The organism is Lysinibacillus sp. NPDC058147 (assembly GCF_042884205.1).
Classification (GTDB): domain Bacteria; phylum Bacillota; class Bacilli; order Bacillales_A; family Planococcaceae; genus Lysinibacillus.
This window is the reverse complement of record NZ_JBHVUJ010000003.1, coordinates 271,198-292,645: the sequence shown is the minus strand read 5'-3', so window position 1 is coordinate 292,645 and position 21,448 is coordinate 271,198. Positions and strand designations below refer to the sequence as shown.

Genomic DNA, 21,448 nt, shown 5'->3' with positions numbered 1-21,448 from the left:
AGGAGGAAGGCAAATGGGACAAATTCATGCGACAACGATATTTGCAGTTCATCATAATGGCGGTTGCGCTATGGCAGGCGATGGTCAAGTAACTCTAGGGAATGCGGTTGTAATGAAGGGTACAGCAAGGAAGGTCAGACGTCTGTTTAATGGGCAGGTACTTGCCGGATTTGCAGGATCGGTTGCTGATGCTTTTACACTTTTTGAAATGTTTGAAGGAAAGTTAAATGAATACAATGGTAACTTACAACGTGCAGCGGTAGAAGTTGCTAAGCAGTGGCGCGGTGATAAAATGCTACGTCAATTAGAGGCCATGCTACTTGTGATGGATAAAAGTACACTCCTTCTTGTTTCAGGAACTGGAGAAGTGATTGAACCAGATGATGGAGTTTTGGCAATTGGTTCTGGGGGTAATTATGCATTATCAGCAGGTCGTGCTCTGAAAAAATATGCGGGTGATACAATGTCTGCTCGTGAAATTGCAGAGGCAGCATTAGAAACCGCCGCTGAAATCTGTGTGTTTACGAATCATAATATTATCGTGGAGGCGCTTATCTAATGACAAAAAATAATTTAACGCCAAGACAAATTACTGAGCATTTGGATCGTTATATCGTTGGACAAAATGAAGCGAAACGAGCGGTAGCTATTGCGTTACGTAATAGATATCGTCGCTCACTGTTAAGTGATGAGATGAAGGCTGAAGTAATTCCGAAAAATATTTTGATGATTGGACCAACAGGTGTCGGAAAAACTGAAATTGCTCGAAGAATTGCAAAGCTAACAAATGCACCATTTGTGAAAGTAGAAGCAACGAAGTTTACAGAAGTAGGGTACGTTGGACGCGACGTAGAATCAATGGTACGTGATGTAGTAGAAGCTTCTCATCGACTTGTAAAAGAAGAAATGATGGAGTCAGTGAAGGACCAAGCAGAAGAATTAGCAAACGAAGCTATCGTTAAGTTATTGGTTCCTTCCTTACGAAAAAAACAGTCCATGCAAAATCCATTTGAAATGTTATTTGGTGGGAAAGAGCAGCAAACCAATGACGATTCCTCAGAAGAAACTGAAGTACGCTCCAAACGTGCTCAAATCGCTATCGATTTACGTAATGGTAAATTAGAGAATGAATGGGTTACGGTTGAAGTAACAGAACAAAACCCTTCTATTTTTGATGCGTTACAAGGAACGGGCATGGATATGTCTTCGAACAGTGGCATGCAAGATATGCTATCTAATTTGATGCCTAAAAAGCAGAAAAAACGCCGTGTACAAGTGAAAGACGCGCGCCGTATTTTAACAATAGAGGAAGCTAATAAGCTTATAGATGCTGATGAAGTTGCACAAGAAGCCATTGCAAGAGCTGAACAGTCAGGCATTATTTTTATTGATGAAATTGATAAAATCGCTAGTAAGGAAGGTAATTCTTCTGCGAATGTATCACGTGAGGGAGTACAACGCGATATTCTGCCAATCGTCGAAGGTTCTACTGTAACGACGAAGTATGGTGCTGTAAAAACGGACTTTATGTTATTCATTGCTGCTGGAGCATTTCATATGTCAAAGCCGTCAGATTTAATTCCTGAATTACAAGGTCGCTTCCCAATTCGAGTAGAACTTGAAAAATTAACGAAACACGATTTTGTACGTATTTTGAAAGAACCAGATCAATCACTAATTTTGCAATACAAAGCATTATTAGAAACAGAAGGCGTAGAAATAAACTTTACAGAAGACGCGATTGAGCGAATTGCAGAAATTGCAACCGAGGTCAATCAGGAGACTGATAATATTGGTGCACGTCGTTTGCACACAATTTTAGAACGTTTATTGGAAGAATTATCGTTTGAAGCTGCGGAAATTGCACCTGCAAATATTCCGATCAATGCTGCATATGTAGATCAAAAGCTTGCGGGTATAGTAAAAAACAAAGATTTGTCACAGTTTATATTGTAAGATAAGGCTGAATAGTTTCATTCAGTTATAAAAAACTTTAGAATATTAAGTAAATACTCTTCGGAATATTTATAGGAGGAACATATAATGAATTTATTAGAAAAAACACGTAAAATTAACTCGATGCTTCAAGCATCTGCTGGTAAGCCAGTAAACTTTAAAGAAATGGCAGATACATTAGGAGATATTATTGACAGTAATGTTTATATTGTAAGCCGTAAAGGAAAGCTTTTAGGCATTTCAATTCACCAACAAATTGAAAATGAACGTATGAAAAAGATGTTCGAAGAGCGCCAATTCCCAGAAGAATATACACATAGCTTGTTTACAATTTCTGAAACATCTTCAAACCTAGATATTCATGACGAACATACTGCTTTCCCAGTTGAAAACAAAGAGTTATTCCAAAATGCATTAACAACGATTGTACCGATTGTTGGTGGTGGCGAGCGTCTAGGTACTTTAATTCTTGCTCGTTTATCTTCACAATTCGAGGATGATGATTTAATTTTAGCTGAGTATGGTGCAACAGTAGTTGGTATGGAAATTTTACGTGAGAAATCTGAAGAAATTGAAGAGGAAGCACGTAGCAAAGCTGTTGTACAAATGGCAATTAACTCTCTTTCATACAGTGAGTTAGAGGCTATTGAACATATCTTTGAAGAGCTTGACGGACATGAAGGCTTACTTGTTGCTTCTAAAATTGCAGACCGAGTTGGCATTACGCGTTCAGTAATCGTAAACGCATTACGTAAACTAGAATCTGCTGGTGTAATCGAATCTCGCTCTCTAGGTATGAAAGGTACTTACATTAAAGTGCTTAATGATAAATTCTTAAATGCATTAGCTGAAATTAAAATGAAATAATTATAAAACGTCCTTTATGGAACGGTGTGAGGCATCTGGAATAATTTTATTCCAGATGCCTTTTATCTTCTCTCAGCGGGTGTCCAAACATCTGTACCTGTCGCTACCGCTTGCGGTACAAAAAACATCCACTGAAATAGAAGGAACACAGTCTAAGAACGTCATGTCCTATGGCCACGTTCTGACTCGTTAGCACTGCGCTTTTCGCTACCCAAATTGGAACTGAACTCAACCTCTAGTTTTGTCAAAAAGAGCTATGCTTTATCTAATATGGCACCTAAATATCATTAGTAAGTAATATGAAGGCATCTGGAACAATTGTTTTCCAGATGCCTTTTGAATATTTTTATATTTCGACAATGATTCGACTAAATTTTCAGCTGATTTACATAGCTCTAATTAAGTCGAATTATGATATAGTACTAAATAGGGGGGAGAAATCATCTATGTTTTAATCCTTTTCTTCATCTCCTATAGGTAAGTTTTCGACCCTCGCAGACGCAATTTTCATTGCTTTCTCCCTAAATTAGATTTTTTAAATACGCAATACTTTTTGCGTAAATGAGAAAAATGGATGCTCCAAATGTTACTTGTAGGACAGTCCGGAATCACTATTCAGAATTTTGTGGAATATTTTAGGCTAGGACCTAACTAGTAAAAAGGAACTCTAATTTAGACATTGTGTCTACCGTTATTTTGTAAAAAAAAGGAAGAAAACAATCCTAAAAGCGTAAACACTGTCGAAATAGTGTAAATTAACTAGATACAAGATGTATTGCCACAAAGCTAGGTATATCAAGGGATGCAGAAGTATTGTCCTGGTTATTTGTGAATAAAAATAGGGCGTATATACTACTAAAAAGTGACAAAAGACAATAGACACTACGTATCATCTTAATTACAATTGTATTATTGGATAAATAAAGAAGTACATAGAATGAGGTGAATGTTTTGGATTTGTTTGGAGGAACTATTAGTAGCCTGGAAAATGGACTTTCCTATGCAACTTTGAATCATAAAACGATCGCTAATAACATTGCGAATGTCGATACGCCGAACTATAAGGCGAAAAGTGTAAGTTTTAAAGATATGTTGGAGAAAGAACAACAAATGTCAATTTCGGCATATCGTACTGATAGTAGACATTATGATTTCGAGATTCGACAAACTACGCCTGGTGTGAATAATGTTAATGGCTTACGTTATCGAAATAATGGTAATGCCGTGGATATGGATGCTGAACAGGCGAAACTTGCGGAAAATCAAATTTATTACAACGCATTAATTGAACGTATGAACGGTAAGTTAAACACATTAAATACTGTTATTAAAGGAGGTAGGTAATAGATGTCTATTTTTCATGGAATGAATACCACTGCCTCAGCTTTAACAGCACAACGTTTACGAATGGATGTCATTTCTTCAAATATGGCAAACATGGATACAACGCGTGCTAAACAAGTGAATGGGGAGTGGGAACCATATCGCCGGAAGTCTGTGACATTTACAGCACAAGAGGGACAGTTTTCAAAGTTCTTTAATGCCGCAATTGGTAAAAACGCAAAGAGTGGCGTTGGCAACGGCGTAAAAGTTACGCAAATAAAAGAAGATACAGAAACACCTTTCAAACTTGTGTATGATCCAACTCATCCAGATGCAAATGCAGATGGTTATGTAAATATGCCAAATGTAGATCCATTAAAAGAAATGGTAGATTTAATGTCAGCCACTCGTTCTTACGAGGCAAACGTAACTGTATTGAATGCAAATAAATCAATGCTGACAAAGGCTTTAGAGCTTGGAAAATAAATAAGTAGAAAGGAAGATACATAATGACAATTTCGTCCGTTTCACAAATGACACCTATGCAGGTTGTAAATGAAACAAATAAACTTAACACGACACCTTATGAAGCTCAACAGAGCTTTGCGAACTCGTTAAAAGAAGCAATATCGAAAGTTAATGATCAACAAATTACTTCTGACAATCTTACTCAAAAGTTAATTAATGGTGGAGATGTAGAGTTGCACGATGTGATGATTGCATCACAAAAGGCAAGCATTACATTAAATGCAACAATTGAAGTTCGCAATAAGGTGATTGAAGCTTACCAAGAAATAATGCGAATGAGTGTCTAACTTTATTTGAACAAGTGATACATTCACTATTGAAGTAAAGAATATATCCCATAATTTATACTTTTTTTAATGAACGATTGATGTGGAGGCTAGGTAACTCCTTAGAGTCATGTTACAGATAATGCCCAGGAGCGAGACAATCACGTCCTGTGAAAATACCTTCGTGACCAACATCCTGATGGCCCCAAGTGGCTCACCGGATGCTCCTAGGAAAAAACCTAGTCGAAACGGAAATCAACCCGTTATGGTAATGATAATGATTGAATGTTATGGGATATCACTGTTTTCGCGAATTATTAGATGGATAGGTTATTCACTATAACCGGAGGATTCATAATGAATGAACGATTGACGAAAATAAAAAACGACACCAGCCAATTTTGGACAAGTCGTAGTAAAAAACAAAAATTTGTAATGCTTGGTTCAGTAGTAGGGGTTATAGTACTTGCTACCGTTATTACACTTTTTGCTACAAAAATTACATATGTACCACTTTATAAGGATTTATCGACAAGAGAAATCGGTCAAGTGAAGGAACAGTTGGACACCAAAGGTGTAAAATATGAAATTGCGCCAGGAGGGGCATCGATTTTAGTACCTGAAGATCAAGTAGATTCATTGTTAGTGCAGTTGGCATCGGAAGGATATCCACAAACAGGATCGATTGATTATTCTTTTGCCAATAGTTCTGGGTTTGGTATGACAGATAATGAATTTAATCTATTAAAAAAAGCAGCAACTGAAACGGAAATTGCAAAGCTCATAAAAAATCTAGATGGTGTAAAAGATGCAAAGGTAATGATTAACCTTCCAGAAGAGGGCGTTTTCTTAAAGGACGTTAAAGATGAAGCGACAGCATCTATTGTATTGAATACTGATCCTGGCTATAAATTCACAGAGCAACAAATTGCCACTATGTACAATTTAGTAGCGAAAAGTGTTCCGAATTTAAGTACGGATAATATTGTTATTTCTAACCAATTTTCTGATTACTTTGATCTGCATGCTGCGACTACTGATGAAACTTCAACAACGACAGCTGAAGGTCAGCTACAAGCGAAAAAATTGATTGAACGTGATCTACAACGCCAAGTTCAAAATATGCTAGGTACCCTTATGGGACAAGACAAAGTAATAGTTTCTGTGTCAACAGACATTGATTTCAAAAAAGAAAATCGTGAAGAAAACCTAGTAACACCGGTTGACGAAGAGAATATGGCAGGAATAGAAATTAGTGCTCAACGTATTTCGGATCAATATTCTGGTACAGCTGCAGCTACTGGTACACCTGAAGCTGAAACGACAACAGATAACTTTACTACTTATAACGAAGGTACTATGGGTAACGGGGATTCCGAGCATACCGAAGAAACAATTAATTATGACGTAAACCGTATACGCAAAGAGATCCAAGAGGCACCTTATAAAATTAAAGATATGGGTATCCAAGTAATTGTTGAACCACCGACAGGAGCTGACGCGGGAACGTTACCAAATGGGGTTCAAGAGGATATCCAGAAAATTTTAAGTACTATTGTTCGTACGACGATTTCTAAAGATGTAGCAGCTGAACTTACTCAACAGCAAATCGATGAAAAAGTAGCTGTTTCAGTGCATGAATTAAATGGTAAAGCAACAGAGGTAGCTAGCGAAAAATCTGTTATTCCATGGTGGGTTTGGGTAATCGGCGGCATATTACTAGCTGTAATATTATTGCTTGCATTCTTCATTGTCCGATCACGTAAACGTGCGCAGGAAGAAGAAGAACTTAGTATCCTAGATGAACAAGAAGAACTAATGATTGAAGATATTAATGAAGAAATTGAAACGGAAGCTACAATGCGTCGTAAGCAGCTTGAAAAAATGGCAAAAGATAAGCCAGACGATTTTGCGAAGTTACTACGTAGTTGGATTGCGGAAGACTAACTAGGAGGTTCGACTGTGTCCAAGAAAGATAAAGAATTAACCGGAAAACAAAAGGCCGCTCTCTTGTTAATTTCATTAGGGCCTGAGGTTTCAGCTTCTGTCTATAAACATTTAACAGAAGAGGAAATTGAACGTTTAACATTAGAGATTTCAAGCGTTAAAAAAGTAGAAGCAAATGTTAAAGAGGAAATTATTGAAGAATTCCACAATATTGCACTTGCGCAAGATTATATTACACAGGGTGGTATTGGCTATGCGAAGACAGTATTGGAGAAAGCACTTGGTGTAGAACAGGCGCAAACGATTATTAATCGTCTAACATCTTCTTTACAAGTGCGTCCCTTTGACTTTGCACGTAGAGCTGATCCAGCACAAATTTTTAACTTTATTCAAAATGAACATCCACAAACGATTGCCCTTATTCTATCTTATTTAGAGGCAGGGCAAGCGGGCGTTATTTTATCTTCATTGCCACAGGAAGTACAGGCTGATATTGCTAAACGTATAGCCGTAATGGAATCAACTTCACCAGAAGTTATTAGTGAAATTGAATCTGTTTTAGAACGTAAATTGTCATCAACTGTTACACAGGATTACACAGAAACGGGTGGCATAGATGCAGTTGTTGAAGTGTTAAATGGTGTAGACCGACAAACGGAAAAAACGATTCTCGATGCACTCGAAATTCAAGATCCAGAGCTTGCAGAAGAAATCAAAAAACGTATGTTTGTATTCGAGGATATTGTTACGCTCGATAACCGTTCGATTCAACGTGTTATTCGTGATTGTGAAAATGAAGACTTACTGCTTTCAATGAAAGTTTCAAGCGAAGAAGTAAAAGATATTATTTTCCGCAATATGTCACAGCGTATGGCTGAGACATTTAAGGAAGAAATGGAAATTATGGGACCTGTACGTCTGCGTGATGTAGAGGAAGCACAATCTCGAATTGTTGCGGTTATTCGTCGCTTAGAGGATGCTGGTGAGATTATTATTGCACGTGGTGGAGGAGATGACGTCATTGTCTAGAATCATCCGTTCTGTATATACACAGTCCAATGGCGATCATGTCAAAAAGATTCAAATTCGTGACATGTTTGAGATGCAAGAGATAGAAAACGGAGAAGTTCCACCTCAAAAACAAATTACTATCGAAGAAGTGCTAGAAGAGCGCGAACGTTTGCTTGCAGATGCTAGAGCTACTATTCAGGCTGAACGTGAGGCTTATGAACAAGAGAAGCAAATGTTCTTTCAGGAAATTGAACATTTAAAGCAAGGTTGGGAAGAAGAACGACCTAATCGAGTGCAAGAAGCGTATGACGAAGGATTTGGTCAAGGATATGAGGATGGGATAAACAAAGCAAATGAAGCGATGGCCCAATCTCTCCAAACGGCCAATGAAATAATTAATCATGCGAGCGAAAATGCTCGAAAATATATTGAAGATCAGGAATCGATCATTTTAGAGCTAGGCTTAACCGCTGCAGAGCGAATTATTGATGCGTCTTTAGAGCGAGACAATGAATTATTTGTTTCAATCGTTCGTAGAGGTCTTAAAGAAGCGAGAGAAATGAAAGAAATAAAAATTTACGTTTCACCTATCTACTATGCATTAATTACTGCTAATCGAGATGAACTAGCTGAAATGTTCCCAACTGACGTACCATTTATGTTATTTGTAAATGAGGATTTAGAAAATGAAACAGATTGCTATATTGAAACAAATCATGGCCGTATTGTTGTAAGTATTGATGAGCAATTAAACGAACTAAGATTAAAGCTATATGAAATATTAGAAAGTAAGGAATGATCTAGATGAAAACGGCTCAATTAATCGAACAAATTCCTCAAATACCAACCTTTAAAAAATTTGGTAGAGTAACTAGAGTTGTCGGCTTGATGATTGAGTCGCAAGGTCCAGATAGTTCTATTGGTGACGTTTGTAAAATTCATGTAGAAACTTCTAAAAACGGTCATCAAATCATCTTAGCAGAGGTTGTAGGCTTCAAAGATGAAATTGTTGTCTTAATGCCTTTTACCTCTCTTCGAGAAATATCAATTGGCTGCCTAGTCGAAGGTACAGGGGCACCGCTTGAGGTAAAAGTAGGTCCTGAGCTTATCGGGAAAGTACTTGATTCCATGGGAAATCCAATAGATGGAACTGTATTACCGAAAGGATTAATGTCAGTTCCGACTGAGCAGGACCCACCGAATCCGCTAACACGCCCACCTATAAATGAGAGACTTGAAGTAGGTGTTAAAGCAATTGACGGCATGTTAACTGTCGGTAATGGACAACGTGTTGGTATTTTCGCTGGTTCTGGGGTTGGGAAAAGTACATTGCTCGGTATGATTGCGCGCAATACCCAAGCAGATTTAAACGTAATCGCACTGATTGGAGAGCGTGGTCGTGAGGTTCGTGAATTTATAGAGCGTGATTTAGGACCGGAGGGTTTAAGTCGATCTATAGTTGTTGCTGCCACTTCTGATCAGCCTGCATTAATGCGAATTAAAGGAGCATTTACCGCAACAGCAATTGCCGAATATTTTAGAAACCGTGGTTTAAATGTCATGTTAATGATGGACTCAGTGACCCGTGTTGCTATGGCACAGCGTGAAATTGGTCTTGCAACAGGTGAACCACCAGCTCAAAAAGGATACACACCATCTGTATTTGCGATTTTACCGAAACTATTAGAACGCACAGGTACTAATGAGAAAGGCTCTATTACTGCCTTTTATACAGTATTAGTAGATGGTGATGATATGAATGAGCCAATTGCAGATACTGTGCGAGGGATTTTAGATGGTCATATAGTCCTTGATCGAAACCTTGCCAATAAAGGTCAATATCCAGCTATTAATGTATTAAAAAGCGTCAGCCGTTTGATGAATCATGTGGCAGAACCAGAACACAAAAAGGCTGCCGAACGATTAAGGGAGCTCTATTATACATATGACAAGTCAGAGGATCTAATTAATATCGGTGCTTATAAGAAAGGTACATCAAAAGAAATTGATGAAGCAATTTACTATGAACCTCTCATTACCGCATATTTAAAGCAGGGCTATTTAGATAAAGTGACCCTTGTGGAAAGTATGAATGAGTTAATTTCATTATCGAACGGTGGTGGAAACTAGGGTGGTCAGCTATATATATCGTTTTGAAAAAGTGTTAACCATTCGTGAACAAGAAAAAAATGAAACTGAAATTGCGTATAAAGAATCTGTACGTTCTTTTGAAGAAGTAGCAACTAAGCTATATGATTTGTTAAAAAAGAAAGAAGATTTAATAGAGTTTCAGCAGGAGCGTTTAGCTGTAGGCTCATCAATAGAGGAGGTTCATCACTATGCACGATTTATTGATAGCCTCGAAAAAACAATTGTTGATGTACAGCAGAAAGTTGTTCAAGCTCGTGCAAAAATGAATTGGCACGAAGAAAAATTATTAGAAAAAAACTTGGAAGTACGTAAATTTGAAAAAATGCGAGAAAAAGATTTTAAAGTATTTCAGCAGGAACAGGATCGTATCGAAGGTATTTTTTTAGATGAGATTTCATCGCTTACGTATAACAAGAGAGAAATCAGGTGATTTCATGGCAAAAACAGACAATCGACTTAAAACAGAATTAGTAGAACATCCGCCTAAACGTAAATCAGGAGGCTTTCGCAAGTTTTTTACTTGGTTTGTAATACCTATCATGTTTGTAGCGGCAGTTCTACTTGTTGTTGCAACCCTTATGAATACGAATGTCTTTGATTTAGGGAAGAAGGCAGTTCAAAGCTTACCATTCGTTCCTTCAGAAGAACAACAAGCAAAAGATGCTGTAGTTAATAATGATTCGAAGGTTGTAAATTTACAGGCCGAAGTACAAGAAAAAGATGCGGAAATCGCTCAGCTGCAAAAGAAAATGGATACTGCAACAACTGAAAAAGAAAAGTTAACGACAGAAAATGAACAGCTGAAATTTGAAATTGAAAAATTAAATAGGGAGCAAAGTGACGTAAAGCGTGACTTTACTGATATTTTAAAAACATTTGATAAGATGTCTCCTAAAGCAGCAGCGCCAGTCCTTATTAAAATGAGCGATACTGAAGCACTGCGTATTTTAACAAACTTAAAACCAGATAAATTAGCAGCGATTCTCGAAAAAATGAGTCCACAAGATGCAGCGAAATATACAGAAATGATGGCTAAACAATAAGATAATCTGAAAGGAGGTGAAACATGATGGATGTGGCGATGATGCAAATGATGTCTAATGCTATACCAACTAAAACAGCGACTACAAAACCTGCAACACAAGGCGATTCCAATGTTAAAGCAAATGAACCGTCGAACAAGTTTGGGTCTGTTTTTGGACAGATTATTTCTTCTTCAAATCAAAAACAGCAACCTACACAGTCAACAGATATAAAGGATACCTCTGATTTAGCAGCAGTTTTAAATGCTGATTCTATAGAAGAAGTACTAGACGTACTGGGTATTCCACACGACGATGGTTTGTTAATGCTTCAAATTGGTGACGAGGGCAAAGCTGTTGCTATGGATGAAATGTTAAATCTTGATAATTTAATGGATGCGTTGGGGATTGATACCGAACAACTTCAAAAGTTAGTACAACAGTTGCTAGGCGAGGATAAAGAAGCGAAAGATGTATGGGAGCTTTTAGCAATAGTAGACGCTCAAGCACCAATGCTTCAAACACAAGTAGTAGCAGCTTTACAGGGTGAAGGACAAGTGACTCCAAAGGAAGTAGCGCCATTGCTTCAAGTGTTAAAGTTAGCACAATTAGTTGGACAAAAAACGGACTTAACAGCATCACAAGAAAACGTGTTAACTGACATAAAAAGTCTTTTAACAACGATACAAACACAAGTAGAGACGACTCTATCTGAACAGCAAGTAACAACTAAAACAACCGTAACACTTCCGTTGCAAGGCTTCCAGAAAGTAGTTCAACAGGTTCAGGTTACAAAGCAGGCAGACACAAGTGCTAATGAAATAGTGACTCCTAATACAGTCCAAACAAAAGCAGACACGTTCCAAGTGACCCTGCCAGCGGCAAAACCAGCACAGTCTGAGGCATTTTTAAAAGAGATGCAAGCAATTATCAATAGAGCCCAAATTTCTAATGCACAAGGTATTACACGTTTAACATTGAAATTGTATCCAGAAAATTTAGGAACAATTCGTATCGAGCTTGTGCAAAATGACGGTGTCCTTACAGCCCGTCTACTAGCTTCAACAGCTCAAGGACGTGAATTACTAGATAGTCAGGCACATCAATTAAAACAAGCTTTTGTTCAGCAAAATATTCAAGTTGACCGTCTCGATATTGCCCAATCATTGCAAGACGCAGATCGCCAACAACGTGATCAAAACTTCTTCAATAATTTCTTTAAGCAACAACAGCAAGATGAGCAAGAGCAAAAAAGCGAAGATGACGATGAAGGCAAATCATTTAGTGACTATTTAATAAATGAGGAGGTGTAATGATGGCCGATGCAACGACTAATACAAAACCAGTAAATACAAATGTAACGGATGAACTTTATTATTCCAATTATAAGAAGCCAACGAAGCAGACGGGGAATAGTGATCTTGGAAAGGATGCTTTCTTAAAATTATTAATTACTCAATTACAACATCAAGATCCGACAAATCCTATGGACGACCGAGAATTCATTTCTCAGATGGCACAATTCTCTTCTTTAGAGCAAATGCAAAATATGACAAAAGCGATGGAATCATTACTTGCCTCACAGCAACAAACACAACTTATGAGTTATACAACATTTATTGGTAAGGAAGTGCAATGGCACGAGCTAACAGATAAGCTAGACGAAAAAAATAAACCTATTATTAATGAAGGAACAGGCACAATTAAATCGGTGAAGTTTGTAGATGGTGAGCCGGTGTTTGTACTAACTGATGGTAAGGAATTAACTCCTGGTAATATCTCAGCTATTTTAGGCGGTTCAAGTGAAAATGTAGTAACAGAATCTCCACTTGTACAAGCAAGTAAACTAATTGGTAAAAATGTTACGTATAAGGAAGGCGAGCAAGAACTACAAGGACGTATCGTTTCTGTAACAACAAAAGATGGCGTAATTCATTATGTCTTAGACAATGACAAAAAATTAACAGATAAAGAATTTACCGTAATCAGCGAATAAAGGTGGAGAAGAATGATGGATAAGTTTTCACTTCATCGTGTACCATTGCATCCATCTATTCGCCAGGCACAACCTAAGCCAATAAACACACAGCAATCGTTTAAAGCTCATTTACAAGAAGCTACCAATCAACAAGAGTTAAAAGTGAGCAAGCATGCCCATGAACGTATTATGGAGCGTAAGATAGCGATTTCTGAACAAGAATGGCAGGTTGTATCAGACAAGGTATTTGAAGCACACTCAAAAGGTGTCAAACAACCATTAGTCTTGATGGATCAAGCAGCTTTAATTGTCAGTGCTAAAAACGCAACTGTCATTACAGCGATGGACCGCACGGAAGCAAAACAGCAAATATTTACAAATATTGATGGCACTATCGTGCTATAAGGGCTGGACCTTTGAAAGGAAGCCTAAGTGTGCTGATTGATAGAGGCACACAATATAAATGAAGGGAGAACGACATTATGTTACGTTCTATGTATTCAGGTATTTCAGGTCTTAAAAACTTCCAAACAAAGCTTGACGTTATTGGTAATAATATTGCTAACGTTAATACAGTTGGTTTTAAAAAAGGGCGTGTTAATTTTAAAGATTTAATGTCTCAAACACAAGCTGGTGCATCTGGATCTACGGCTACACGTGGAGGTGTAAACCCTCAACAAGTAGGTCTAGGTTCACAATTAGCTGCTATCGATACTATCCACGGTGGCGGATCCTTACAGAGTACAGGACGTGGACTAGATTTAGCTATTGAAGGCGATGGTTTCTTTATGGTGGCTGATGCTAATGGCGCTCCAGACGCAGATTCTGGCTTTATTGATGAAGAAGGATTCAATAACACGTTATTTACACGTAATGGTATTTTCTACATGGACAACAATGGCTACTTAGTAAATGCCGACGGGAAATATTTAGTTGGGGTCACTGCTGGTGACGAGATTGTTACCGAGAAGGATGATACAGGTATTTTACCAGATGATGCACCCAAAACATCTGGTGATGATGGTGCTAATTTATTTGATGATGAAGGAGTATTAACACCTGCTGAGGGTACTGTAGGACCTATTCGGATCCCGACAACAGCTAAAGAAGTAAATATCGGAGCTGATGGTACTATTACTTATACAGATTTAAACGGTGATCTACAGTGGGCTGGACAGTTGGTAATGGCTAAATTCCCGAACGCTGGTGGTCTTGCTAAAGTAGGGGGTAATTACTATCAACAAACTACAAACTCAGGTGTAGCATATGCACAGGTAGCTACTGTAGCAGGTATGGGTAAAGTTGTTGCAGGTGCTGTAGAAATGTCTAACGTCGATCTATCTGAAGAATTCACAGAAATGATTGTTGCACAACGTGGTTTCCAATCGAATACTCGTATAATTACAACGTCAGATGAAATTCTTCAAGAGTTAGTAAACTTAAAACGATAAATTAAATGAGTTATTTTTAGTTCTGTCGCTAAGCATGTTTAAGAAAAAACGTATAAATTACTGGGACATAATCCTGGTGAGGCTAGTGTTCAGATTGTAAAAACATAATTTCATATGAGGGAGGGTCGGGCCGGCTCTCTTGCTAGACCCGGCCCTATTTCAATGATTGAACTAACACGTCTAAATGGCAAAGCATTTACATTGAATGCTTTATACATAGAAACGGTCGAATCTTTTCCAGATACGACTATTACATTAACGACTGGAACCAAAATCATTGTTTTACAAAGTGAAGATGAGGTGCGACAAAAGGTAACTGCCTTTTATAAAAATATACAAATACTATCAAACCCGCATCTACGAGGTGAAGAAGATGAAGAATAACAAAGTGTTAACGATGATTATCATCGTGCTAGTAGCAATTATACTTATCGGGGGTATTTGCTTTGCATTGTTTACACAATTTAATAAACCAGCAAAGTCTCTTGAGCCAACTATTGATGAAATCGTAGCAGCTTCTGTTGAAATTCCGGAAATTACAACTAATCTAGCTGATAACAAAATTGTACGCTTTTCGTTAAAAATTCAAACATCAAGTAAAGATGCTGCTGCTGAATTAACGAAGCGTGATTTCCAAGTGAAAAATATTGTTCTTCAAGAGCTTTCCGAAATGGAGCAAAAAGATTTAGAAGGTAAGCAAGGTAAACAAGTTTTCCAAAAATCATTAAAAACAAAAATTAATGAATTGATGCAAGAGGGAGAAGTTCAGGAAGTTTATTTTACCTCCTTCATCACCCAATAATAAAGAAACTGCTTGAAATGGAGGTGGGCAAATGGCAGGAGATGTGTTATCTCAATCCGAGATAGATGCGCTGCTTTCCGCAATATCAACTGGGGAAATGTCAGCGGACGACATAAAAAAAGAGGACGAGGGACGCAAGGTTAAAGTATATGACTTTAAACGAGCACTACGTTTCTCAAAAGATCAAATCCGAAGTTTGACCCGTATACATGAAAATTTTGCACGATTACTGACAACTTTCTTTTCTGCTCAGCTGAGAAGCTATGTGCAGATTACTGTTGCATCAGTAGACCAAATACCATTTGAAGAGTTTGTACGTTCGATTCCGAATATGACACTCATTAATGTGTTTGAAGTGCCGCCATTAGATGGTAATATATTGATGGAAATAAACCCAAACATTGCCTACTCGATGTTAGATCGTTTAATGGGCGGTAGTGGGGCGAGTCATAGTAATGTGGACAACTTAACAGAAATTGAAACGAAAATTATGACAAACCTTTTTGAACGTTCATTCGACAATTTACGCGAGGCTTGGGAAAATGTTGCGGAGATTGATCCAATTTTAGTAGAGCTTGAGGTTAATCCTCAATTTTTACAAATGATTTCACCAAATGAAACGGTTGTCGTTATTTCCTTAAACACAATCATCGGTGAGACAAGCGGTATGATTAATATTTGTATTCCGCATGTTGTATTGGAGCCAATTGTTCCGAATCTTTCTGTTCGCTACTGGATGCAGACAAATACAAAAGAGATGTCTCCAGAGCAAACAAAAATGCTTGAAACACGTGTGAAACAAGCAAAACTACCTGTTTCCGTTGAACTAGGTATTACAGACATTACCATTGAGGATTTCCTCACAATGCAAGTTGGAGATGTCATTCAATTAGAACAAAAAATTGACGATCCACTACTATTAAAAGTAGGAACATTACCGAAATTTACAGTTCAACCAGGAAAGCAAGGCAAAAAATTAGCAATCCAGATTATCGACCCTTTGAAAGGAGGAGACGAAGATGAGTGATGAAATGCTCTCCCAAGAAGAAATTGAAGCGTTATTAAGGGGCGAGACGTTGGAAGATAAAAACAGCGACACTGAAGCTTCAACAAATGAGGATATTAATGATTTAAAGGTAGAGGATTATCTCGATTCGTTTGCGCAAGATGCATTAGGTGAGGTAGGAAATATATCTTTTGGTAGCTCTGCCACAGCCCTTTCAGCGTTATTAGGTCAAAAAGTAGATATTACTACTCCAAGTATTTCAATGATTAACCGTAATAAATTAGAAGAGGAATTCCCTCATCCTTATGTAGCGGTACAAGTTGAATATACAATCGGGTTAACAGGTATGAATTTACTTGTTATTAAGCAATCTGATGCAGCGATTATTGCTGATTTAATGTTAGGTGGAGATGGCTTAAATCCGAAACCAGACTTAGGTGAAATTCAGCTAAGTGCCGTGCAAGAAGCTATGAATCAAATGATGGGTTCTGCAGCTACTTCAATGTCGACAGTATTTAATAAAAAAGTGGATATTTCTCCACCTACTATTGATTTAATGAATATTTCTCAAAATGAAGGACGAGAGAATATTCCTGAAGATGATTTACTCGTAAAAGTATCCTTCAGATTGAGAATTGGTAATTTAATTGATTCAAATCTAATGCAATTATTACCGCTGAAATTTAGCCAAAACATTGTGAAATCTTTATTAGGAGAAACGGAATCAATCGAGGAACCTGTAGCTGCGACTATAGCGCCTGAAGCGCCAGTAGCACCGACTCCTGTACAACCACAGGCGTCTATGCAACCACAAGCACCTGTAACACCACCGCCTGCGCAGCCAGTATATCAACAACAGGCAGCGCCTGTGCAGCAACCAATGTATCAAGAGCAACAACAGATTCCGATGCAAGCAACAAGACCTGTTCAACCGGTCAATGTTCAACAAGCACAGTTTGCTAGTTTTGATCCAAATGTTATCTCGCAATCTGAAGCTAGAAATTTAAATATGCTACTTGATATTCCATTGCAAGTTACTGTAGAGTTAGGACGTACAAAGCGTTCTGTAAAAGAGATATTAGAACTATCTAGCGGTTCGATTATTGAACTAGATAAATTAGCTGGTGAACCGGTTGATATTTTAGTTAATAGCCGTTTAATCGCTAAAGGTGAAGTCGTTGTTATTGACGAAAACTTCGGTGTCCGTATTACAGATGTTTTAAGTCAAGCAGAGCGCTTAAATAATTTAAGATAGTTTCAATTGGAGGAGTTAACCATGTCTAAAAGAATTTTGATTGTAGACGATGCTGCATTCATGCGCATGATGATCAAGGATATTTTATCGAAAAATGGATTTGAAGTTGTCGGAGAGGCAGCAGATGGTTTACAAGCTGTTGAAAAGTACAACGAATTAAAGCCAGATTTAGTAACAATGGATATCACGATGCCAGAAATGGACGGTATTGCAGCTCTTAAAGCAATTAAGGGTTCAGATCCAAATGCAACTGTAATTATGTGTTCAGCAATGGGACAACAAGCGATGGTAATCGATGCAATTCAAGCTGGTGCGAAAGACTTTATCGTTAAGCCTTTCCAAGCTGATCGTGTAATTGAAGCGATTCAAAAAGCTCTAGGATGATCGAATGAAAATGTTAAAATCATTTCGTCAAACGATGATTTTCGCATTTCTTGTATCCTTCCTGTTTTTGTACCCTACAACGACTCCTGTGTATGCAGACTCTAACAAGAATATGGTAGACGACTGCTTCAAAGGAGATTGTAAAGAAGATATTGCTCCAGCTGCTAAACAAGATTCAGATATACAAGCAGCTGGAGATGTATCTGCATGGGAATACATAAAAATGGTTTTGGCGCTTATTTTTGTTGTAGCTTTATTTTATGGGTTAATGAAGTTTTTAAATAAAAGAAATTTAAACTTTCAACGTAATCAATTAGTACAAAATTTAGGCGGTTTATCGTTAGGTGCTCAAAAGTCCGTACAGCTATTACAAGTAGGTAAAACACTATATTTAGTGGGGGTCGGTGAAGATGTCCAACTATTACGTGAAATTACTGATCCTGAGGAAGTTGCAGCGCTTTTAGCACTTTATAATGAACGACAAGAACTTGCAACAACATCACCGTATATTGCAGAAGTATTATCTAAGTTTAAGAGAAAAAATAATGAAAGTTCACCAGCGCAGCAAAAACAAGGCTCTTTTGGTGAGCTATTTGAAAAAAAGATTTCCGAAATTAAACAGGAGCGCAGTGAAGAACTGGAGAAATGGAAGCAAAAGGAGAATGATGATAAATGAATGATGTAATCAGTGTTTTTTCCAACAGCGATCCGACTAATGTCTCTAGCGCTGTGAAGCTTCTCTTATTGCTAACAGTTCTCTCGCTGGCACCAAGTATTTTAATTTTGATGACATCGTTTACACGCATTGTTATAGTGCTTTCGTTTGTTCGTACTGCGTTGGCCACACAGCAAATGCCACCTAACCAGGTCATTGTAGGTCTTGCCTTATTTTTAACTTTCTTTATCATGGCCCCAACATTTCAAGAGGTCAATAAAGAGGCATTGCAGCCATTATTTTCTGAGAAAATCGGAATTGAAGAAGCGTATGATCGTGCCAGTGTGCCGTTTAAAGAGTTTATGAGTAAGCATACAAGGCAAAAAGATCTTGATTTATTTTTAAAGTATAATAAGGCAGAAAAGCCAGCATCTGTAGAAGAAATTCCTCTTACAATGCTAGTACCTGCTTACGCGTTGAGTGAGCTTAAAACAGCGTTTCAAATTGGCTTTATGATTTTTATTCCATTCCTAGTAATCGACATGATTGTCGCAAGTACTCTAATGTCGATGGGGATGATGATGTTACCACCGGTTATGATTTCATTGCCGTTTAAGATTTTATTATTTGTACTCGTTGATGGTTGGTATCTAGTGATGAAATCATTACTACAAAGTTTTTAGGGGATGATACAGTATGACAAGTGAATTGGTTATTTCAATTGCAGAGCGTGCCATTATGATTATCCTTCTAACAAGCGGTCCGCTATTATTAGTTGCTTTAATCACTGGTTTAGCGGTAAGTATTTTTCAGGCAACAACATCGATTCAAGAGCAAACATTAGCATTCGTTCCAAAAATCATAGCTGTATTAGCTGCTATCGTATTTTTCGGTCCTTGGATGTTATCACAAGTGACTAGCTATGCGAGAGACATTTTTGAGAATTTAACGCGTTATATAGGGTGAGTAGATGAATGAATTAATCCCGCATTTTACGGTTTTCTTATTAGTACTTGTGCGCGTATCGGCATTTTTTGTCACTGTGCCCTTCTTCTCGTACAGAACGATTCCGCCACAAGTTAAAATAACTCTCGCATTAGTTTTAGCTTGGATGATGTACTATACAATTGACGTCGAACCATTTGTATTTAATGGTGATTACATACTTTTAGTGATGAAAGAAGCGCTCATTGGACTGTTACTCGGTCTAGTAGGCTATATCATCATGTCGGCAATTCAAATTGCCGGAAGCTTTATAGATTTTCAAATGGGTTTTGCCATTGCCAATATTATTGACCCGCAAACAGGTGCACAAAGTCCATTGATAGGACAATTTTTTAATACGCTAGCAATTCTCTTTTTACTAGCTATAAATGGACATCATATGATTCTCGATGGAATTTATTATAGTTATCAATTCTTACCGATGAATCAAGGATTTCCTAATTTCGCAAATGACAATTATATAGAGTTTATCATCACAACATTTACGGCTGTTTTTGCGATTGCCTTTCAAATGGCTGCTCCTGTTGTAGCATCTTTATTTTTAGTCGATTTGGCGCTAGGAATCACAGCGAAAACTGTACCACAATTAAATATCTTTGTAGTTGGTTTTCCTATTAAAATTGGCGTTAGTTTTCTAGTGTTATTCACAATGATGGCTGTAATGGTTCAAGTGATACAAAAGCTAATTACAATAATGATTTATGCTATGCGTGACTTAATGGCTATTTTAGGTGGTGGATAAAATGTTGCTACTGCTGGATTTAGATTTACAGTATTTTGCGGGAGAGAAAACGGAAAAGGCGACGCCCAAAAAACGACAAGATGCTCGAAAAAAAGGTCAGGTTATCAAAAGTCAGGATATTTCCAGTGCGATTGTCATGCTCATGGTATTTATCTTTTTATACTTCTTTGCAGGTTCAATGCGAGACGATCTTTTAGCTTTTTTTAGGCAAACTTTTATTCATAACATACGCGTAGAAACACTAACAATTGATAGTGTGATGCGCCTATTTACAGAAACATTAGCGCAAATGGCTTATATTATTGTTCCAATTATGGGAATTGCATTTGTTGGAGCATTGGCAGGGAACTTTCTACAATTCGGTTTTCTATTTACATTAGAGCCGATGAAGTTTGATTTGAAAAAAATGGACCCAATCAAAGGGTTGAAAAAAATATTTTCAGTTAAAGCCATTATAGAGCTTCTAAAGTCAGTATTAAAGATTAGCTTCATCGGTGGCGTGACGACAATTATAGTTTGGACGAACTTACCAGAAGTTTTGGCGTTATCCTTTAAAAGTCCATGGGTAACTCTTATTACTGTGGGTAAGCTTGTTGGCATCATGGGGATAGCTGCTTCGCTCGTCTTACTTTGTGTATCCCTTTTAGACTGGATGTATCAAAAATTTGATTACGAAAAAAATCTTAAAATGTCTAAGCAAGATATTAAAGATGAATATAAAAATAGTGAGGGCGATCCGCTGATCAAATCGAAAATCAAGCAACGCCAACGCGAAATGGCGATGCGTCGTATGATGTCAGAGATTCCAAACGCCGATGTTGTTATAACAAACCCAACTCACTATGCGATTGCCCTCAAATATGATGAGGAAAGTATGGATGCCCCACGCATTGTTGCCAAGGGTACAGACTTTATCGCTCAAAAAATTAAACTGATTGCGAAAGAACATGACGTAATTATGGTTGAAAATAGACCATTAGCACGAGCAATGTACGATCAAGTAGAAATCGGTGATCAAGTACCAGAAGAGTTTTTCAAAGCAATAGCAGAAGTGCTTGCTTATGTTTATCGAATTAAGCGGAAAATTTAAAGCTTTTTG

The 21,448-nt window shown here is 37.6% G+C and carries 26 protein-coding genes; all 26 read left to right on the top strand.

What is annotated here, in order from left to right:
• Nucleotides 1–13 precede the first annotated feature (13 nt).
• The 26 genes from hslV (at nt 14) to flhB (ending at nt 21,439) form a co-directional block, all read left to right on the top strand.
• Nucleotides 14–559, top strand: coding sequence for an ATP-dependent protease subunit HslV (hslV, locus tag ACFVT8_RS10960; protein WP_053483307.1), 546 nt, complete (start codon nt 14–16; stop codon nt 557–559).
• Complete coding sequence (gene hslU, locus ACFVT8_RS10955) at nt 559–1,956, top strand: ATP-dependent protease ATPase subunit HslU (RefSeq protein ID WP_387079972.1); 1,398 nt, start codon at nt 559–561, stop codon at nt 1,954–1,956. Before hslV ends, hslU begins: the two co-directional genes overlap by 1 nt.
• 87 nt (nt 1,957–2,043) lie before the next feature.
• Nucleotides 2,044–2,823 carry a GTP-sensing pleiotropic transcriptional regulator CodY gene (gene codY, locus ACFVT8_RS10950; RefSeq protein WP_370042872.1) on the top strand — a complete coding sequence of 260 codons (780 nt, stop codon included), beginning with the start codon at nt 2,044–2,046 and terminating at the stop codon, nt 2,821–2,823.
• Between the two features lie 951 nt (nt 2,824–3,774).
• Nucleotides 3,775–4,167 (top strand): flagellar basal body rod protein FlgB, encoded by a 393-nt coding sequence (flgB, locus tag ACFVT8_RS10945; RefSeq protein ID WP_387079974.1) that lies wholly within the window; start codon nt 3,775–3,777, stop codon nt 4,165–4,167.
• Nucleotides 4,168–4,170: 3 nt separating this feature from the next.
• Nucleotides 4,171–4,632, top strand: coding sequence for a flagellar basal body rod protein FlgC (flgC, locus tag ACFVT8_RS10940; protein WP_387079976.1), 462 nt, complete (start codon nt 4,171–4,173; stop codon nt 4,630–4,632).
• Nucleotides 4,633–4,655: 23 nt separating this feature from the next.
• Complete coding sequence (fliE, locus tag ACFVT8_RS10935; RefSeq protein WP_387079978.1) at nt 4,656–4,961, top strand: flagellar hook-basal body complex protein FliE; 306 nt, start codon at nt 4,656–4,658, stop codon at nt 4,959–4,961.
• Between the two features lie 336 nt (nt 4,962–5,297).
• Nucleotides 5,298–6,887: a flagellar basal-body MS-ring/collar protein FliF gene (fliF, locus tag ACFVT8_RS10930; protein WP_387079980.1), complete on the top strand. Its 1,590-nt coding sequence runs from the start codon at nt 5,298–5,300 to the stop codon at nt 6,885–6,887.
• A gap of 15 nt (nt 6,888–6,902) precedes the next feature.
• Nucleotides 6,903–7,916 carry a flagellar motor switch protein FliG gene (fliG, locus tag ACFVT8_RS10925; RefSeq protein WP_053594207.1) on the top strand — a complete coding sequence of 338 codons (1,014 nt, stop codon included), beginning with the start codon at nt 6,903–6,905 and terminating at the stop codon, nt 7,914–7,916.
• The gene (gene fliH, locus ACFVT8_RS10920; protein ID WP_387079981.1) at nt 7,909–8,697 is read left to right on the top strand and encodes a flagellar assembly protein FliH; all 789 of its coding nucleotides are present in this window, start codon (nt 7,909–7,911) and stop codon (nt 8,695–8,697) included. Before fliG ends, fliH begins: the two co-directional genes overlap by 8 nt.
• Nucleotides 8,698–8,702: 5 nt before the next feature.
• A complete protein-coding gene (gene fliI, locus ACFVT8_RS10915; protein ID WP_053483299.1) occupies nt 8,703–10,028 on the top strand; it encodes a flagellar protein export ATPase FliI in 1,326 nt (441 codons plus the stop codon).
• A gap of 1 nt (nt 10,029) precedes the next feature.
• Entirely contained in the window at nt 10,030–10,479 is a 450-nt protein-coding gene (fliJ, locus tag ACFVT8_RS10910; RefSeq protein ID WP_387079982.1) for a flagellar export protein FliJ, read from the top strand.
• Nucleotides 10,480–10,483: 4 nt separating this feature from the next.
• A complete protein-coding gene (locus tag ACFVT8_RS10905) occupies nt 10,484–11,092 on the top strand; it encodes a MotE family protein (protein ID WP_387079984.1) in 609 nt (202 codons plus the stop codon).
• A gap of 23 nt (nt 11,093–11,115) precedes the next feature.
• Nucleotides 11,116–12,384, top strand: coding sequence for a flagellar hook-length control protein FliK (locus tag ACFVT8_RS10900; protein WP_387079986.1), 1,269 nt, complete (start codon nt 11,116–11,118; stop codon nt 12,382–12,384).
• 2 nt (nt 12,385–12,386) lie between these two features.
• On the top strand, nt 12,387–13,067 hold the full coding sequence (gene flgD, locus ACFVT8_RS10895; RefSeq protein WP_387081482.1) for a flagellar hook assembly protein FlgD: 681 nt from the start codon (nt 12,387–12,389) through the stop codon (nt 13,065–13,067).
• A gap of 15 nt (nt 13,068–13,082) precedes the next feature.
• Nucleotides 13,083–13,454 (top strand): TIGR02530 family flagellar biosynthesis protein, encoded by a 372-nt coding sequence (locus ACFVT8_RS10890; protein ID WP_387081484.1) that lies wholly within the window; start codon nt 13,083–13,085, stop codon nt 13,452–13,454.
• A gap of 77 nt (nt 13,455–13,531) precedes the next feature.
• A complete protein-coding gene (gene flgG / locus ACFVT8_RS10885) occupies nt 13,532–14,500 on the top strand; it encodes a flagellar basal body rod protein FlgG (RefSeq protein ID WP_387079988.1) in 969 nt (322 codons plus the stop codon).
• A 162-nt stretch (nt 14,501–14,662) separates the two neighbouring features.
• Nucleotides 14,663–14,884, top strand: coding sequence for a flagellar FlbD family protein (locus tag ACFVT8_RS10880; RefSeq protein WP_049668748.1), 222 nt, complete (start codon nt 14,663–14,665; stop codon nt 14,882–14,884).
• Entirely contained in the window at nt 14,874–15,302 is a 429-nt protein-coding gene (gene fliL / locus ACFVT8_RS10875) for a flagellar basal body-associated protein FliL (protein ID WP_387079990.1), read from the top strand. Before ACFVT8_RS10880 ends, fliL begins: the two co-directional genes overlap by 11 nt.
• 31 nt (nt 15,303–15,333) lie before the next feature.
• The gene (gene fliM, locus ACFVT8_RS10870; protein ID WP_387079992.1) at nt 15,334–16,329 is read left to right on the top strand and encodes a flagellar motor switch protein FliM; all 996 of its coding nucleotides are present in this window, start codon (nt 15,334–15,336) and stop codon (nt 16,327–16,329) included.
• A complete protein-coding gene (gene fliY / locus ACFVT8_RS10865; RefSeq protein WP_387079994.1) occupies nt 16,322–17,563 on the top strand; it encodes a flagellar motor switch phosphatase FliY in 1,242 nt (413 codons plus the stop codon). Before fliM ends, fliY begins: the two co-directional genes overlap by 8 nt.
• A 21-nt stretch (nt 17,564–17,584) precedes the next feature.
• Complete coding sequence (locus ACFVT8_RS10860; protein ID WP_049668450.1) at nt 17,585–17,947, top strand: response regulator; 363 nt, start codon at nt 17,585–17,587, stop codon at nt 17,945–17,947.
• 4 nt (nt 17,948–17,951) lie between these two features.
• The gene (locus tag ACFVT8_RS10855) at nt 17,952–18,623 is read left to right on the top strand and encodes a flagellar biosynthetic protein FliO (protein WP_387079997.1); all 672 of its coding nucleotides are present in this window, start codon (nt 17,952–17,954) and stop codon (nt 18,621–18,623) included.
• Entirely contained in the window at nt 18,620–19,285 is a 666-nt protein-coding gene (gene fliP, locus ACFVT8_RS10850; RefSeq protein WP_370042857.1) for a flagellar type III secretion system pore protein FliP, read from the top strand. Before ACFVT8_RS10855 ends, fliP begins: the two co-directional genes overlap by 4 nt.
• Before the next feature lie 13 nt (nt 19,286–19,298).
• Nucleotides 19,299–19,568, top strand: a complete 270-nt coding sequence (gene fliQ, locus ACFVT8_RS10845) for a flagellar biosynthesis protein FliQ (RefSeq protein ID WP_053483288.1) — start codon at nt 19,299–19,301, stop codon at nt 19,566–19,568.
• Between the two features lie 4 nt (nt 19,569–19,572).
• Entirely contained in the window at nt 19,573–20,349 is a 777-nt protein-coding gene (fliR, locus tag ACFVT8_RS10840) for a flagellar biosynthetic protein FliR (RefSeq protein WP_387079998.1), read from the top strand.
• A gap of 1 nt (nt 20,350) precedes the next feature.
• Nucleotides 20,351–21,439 carry a flagellar biosynthesis protein FlhB gene (flhB, locus tag ACFVT8_RS10835; RefSeq protein ID WP_387079999.1) on the top strand — a complete coding sequence of 363 codons (1,089 nt, stop codon included), beginning with the start codon at nt 20,351–20,353 and terminating at the stop codon, nt 21,437–21,439.
• Nucleotides 21,440–21,448: the final 9 nt, after the last annotated feature.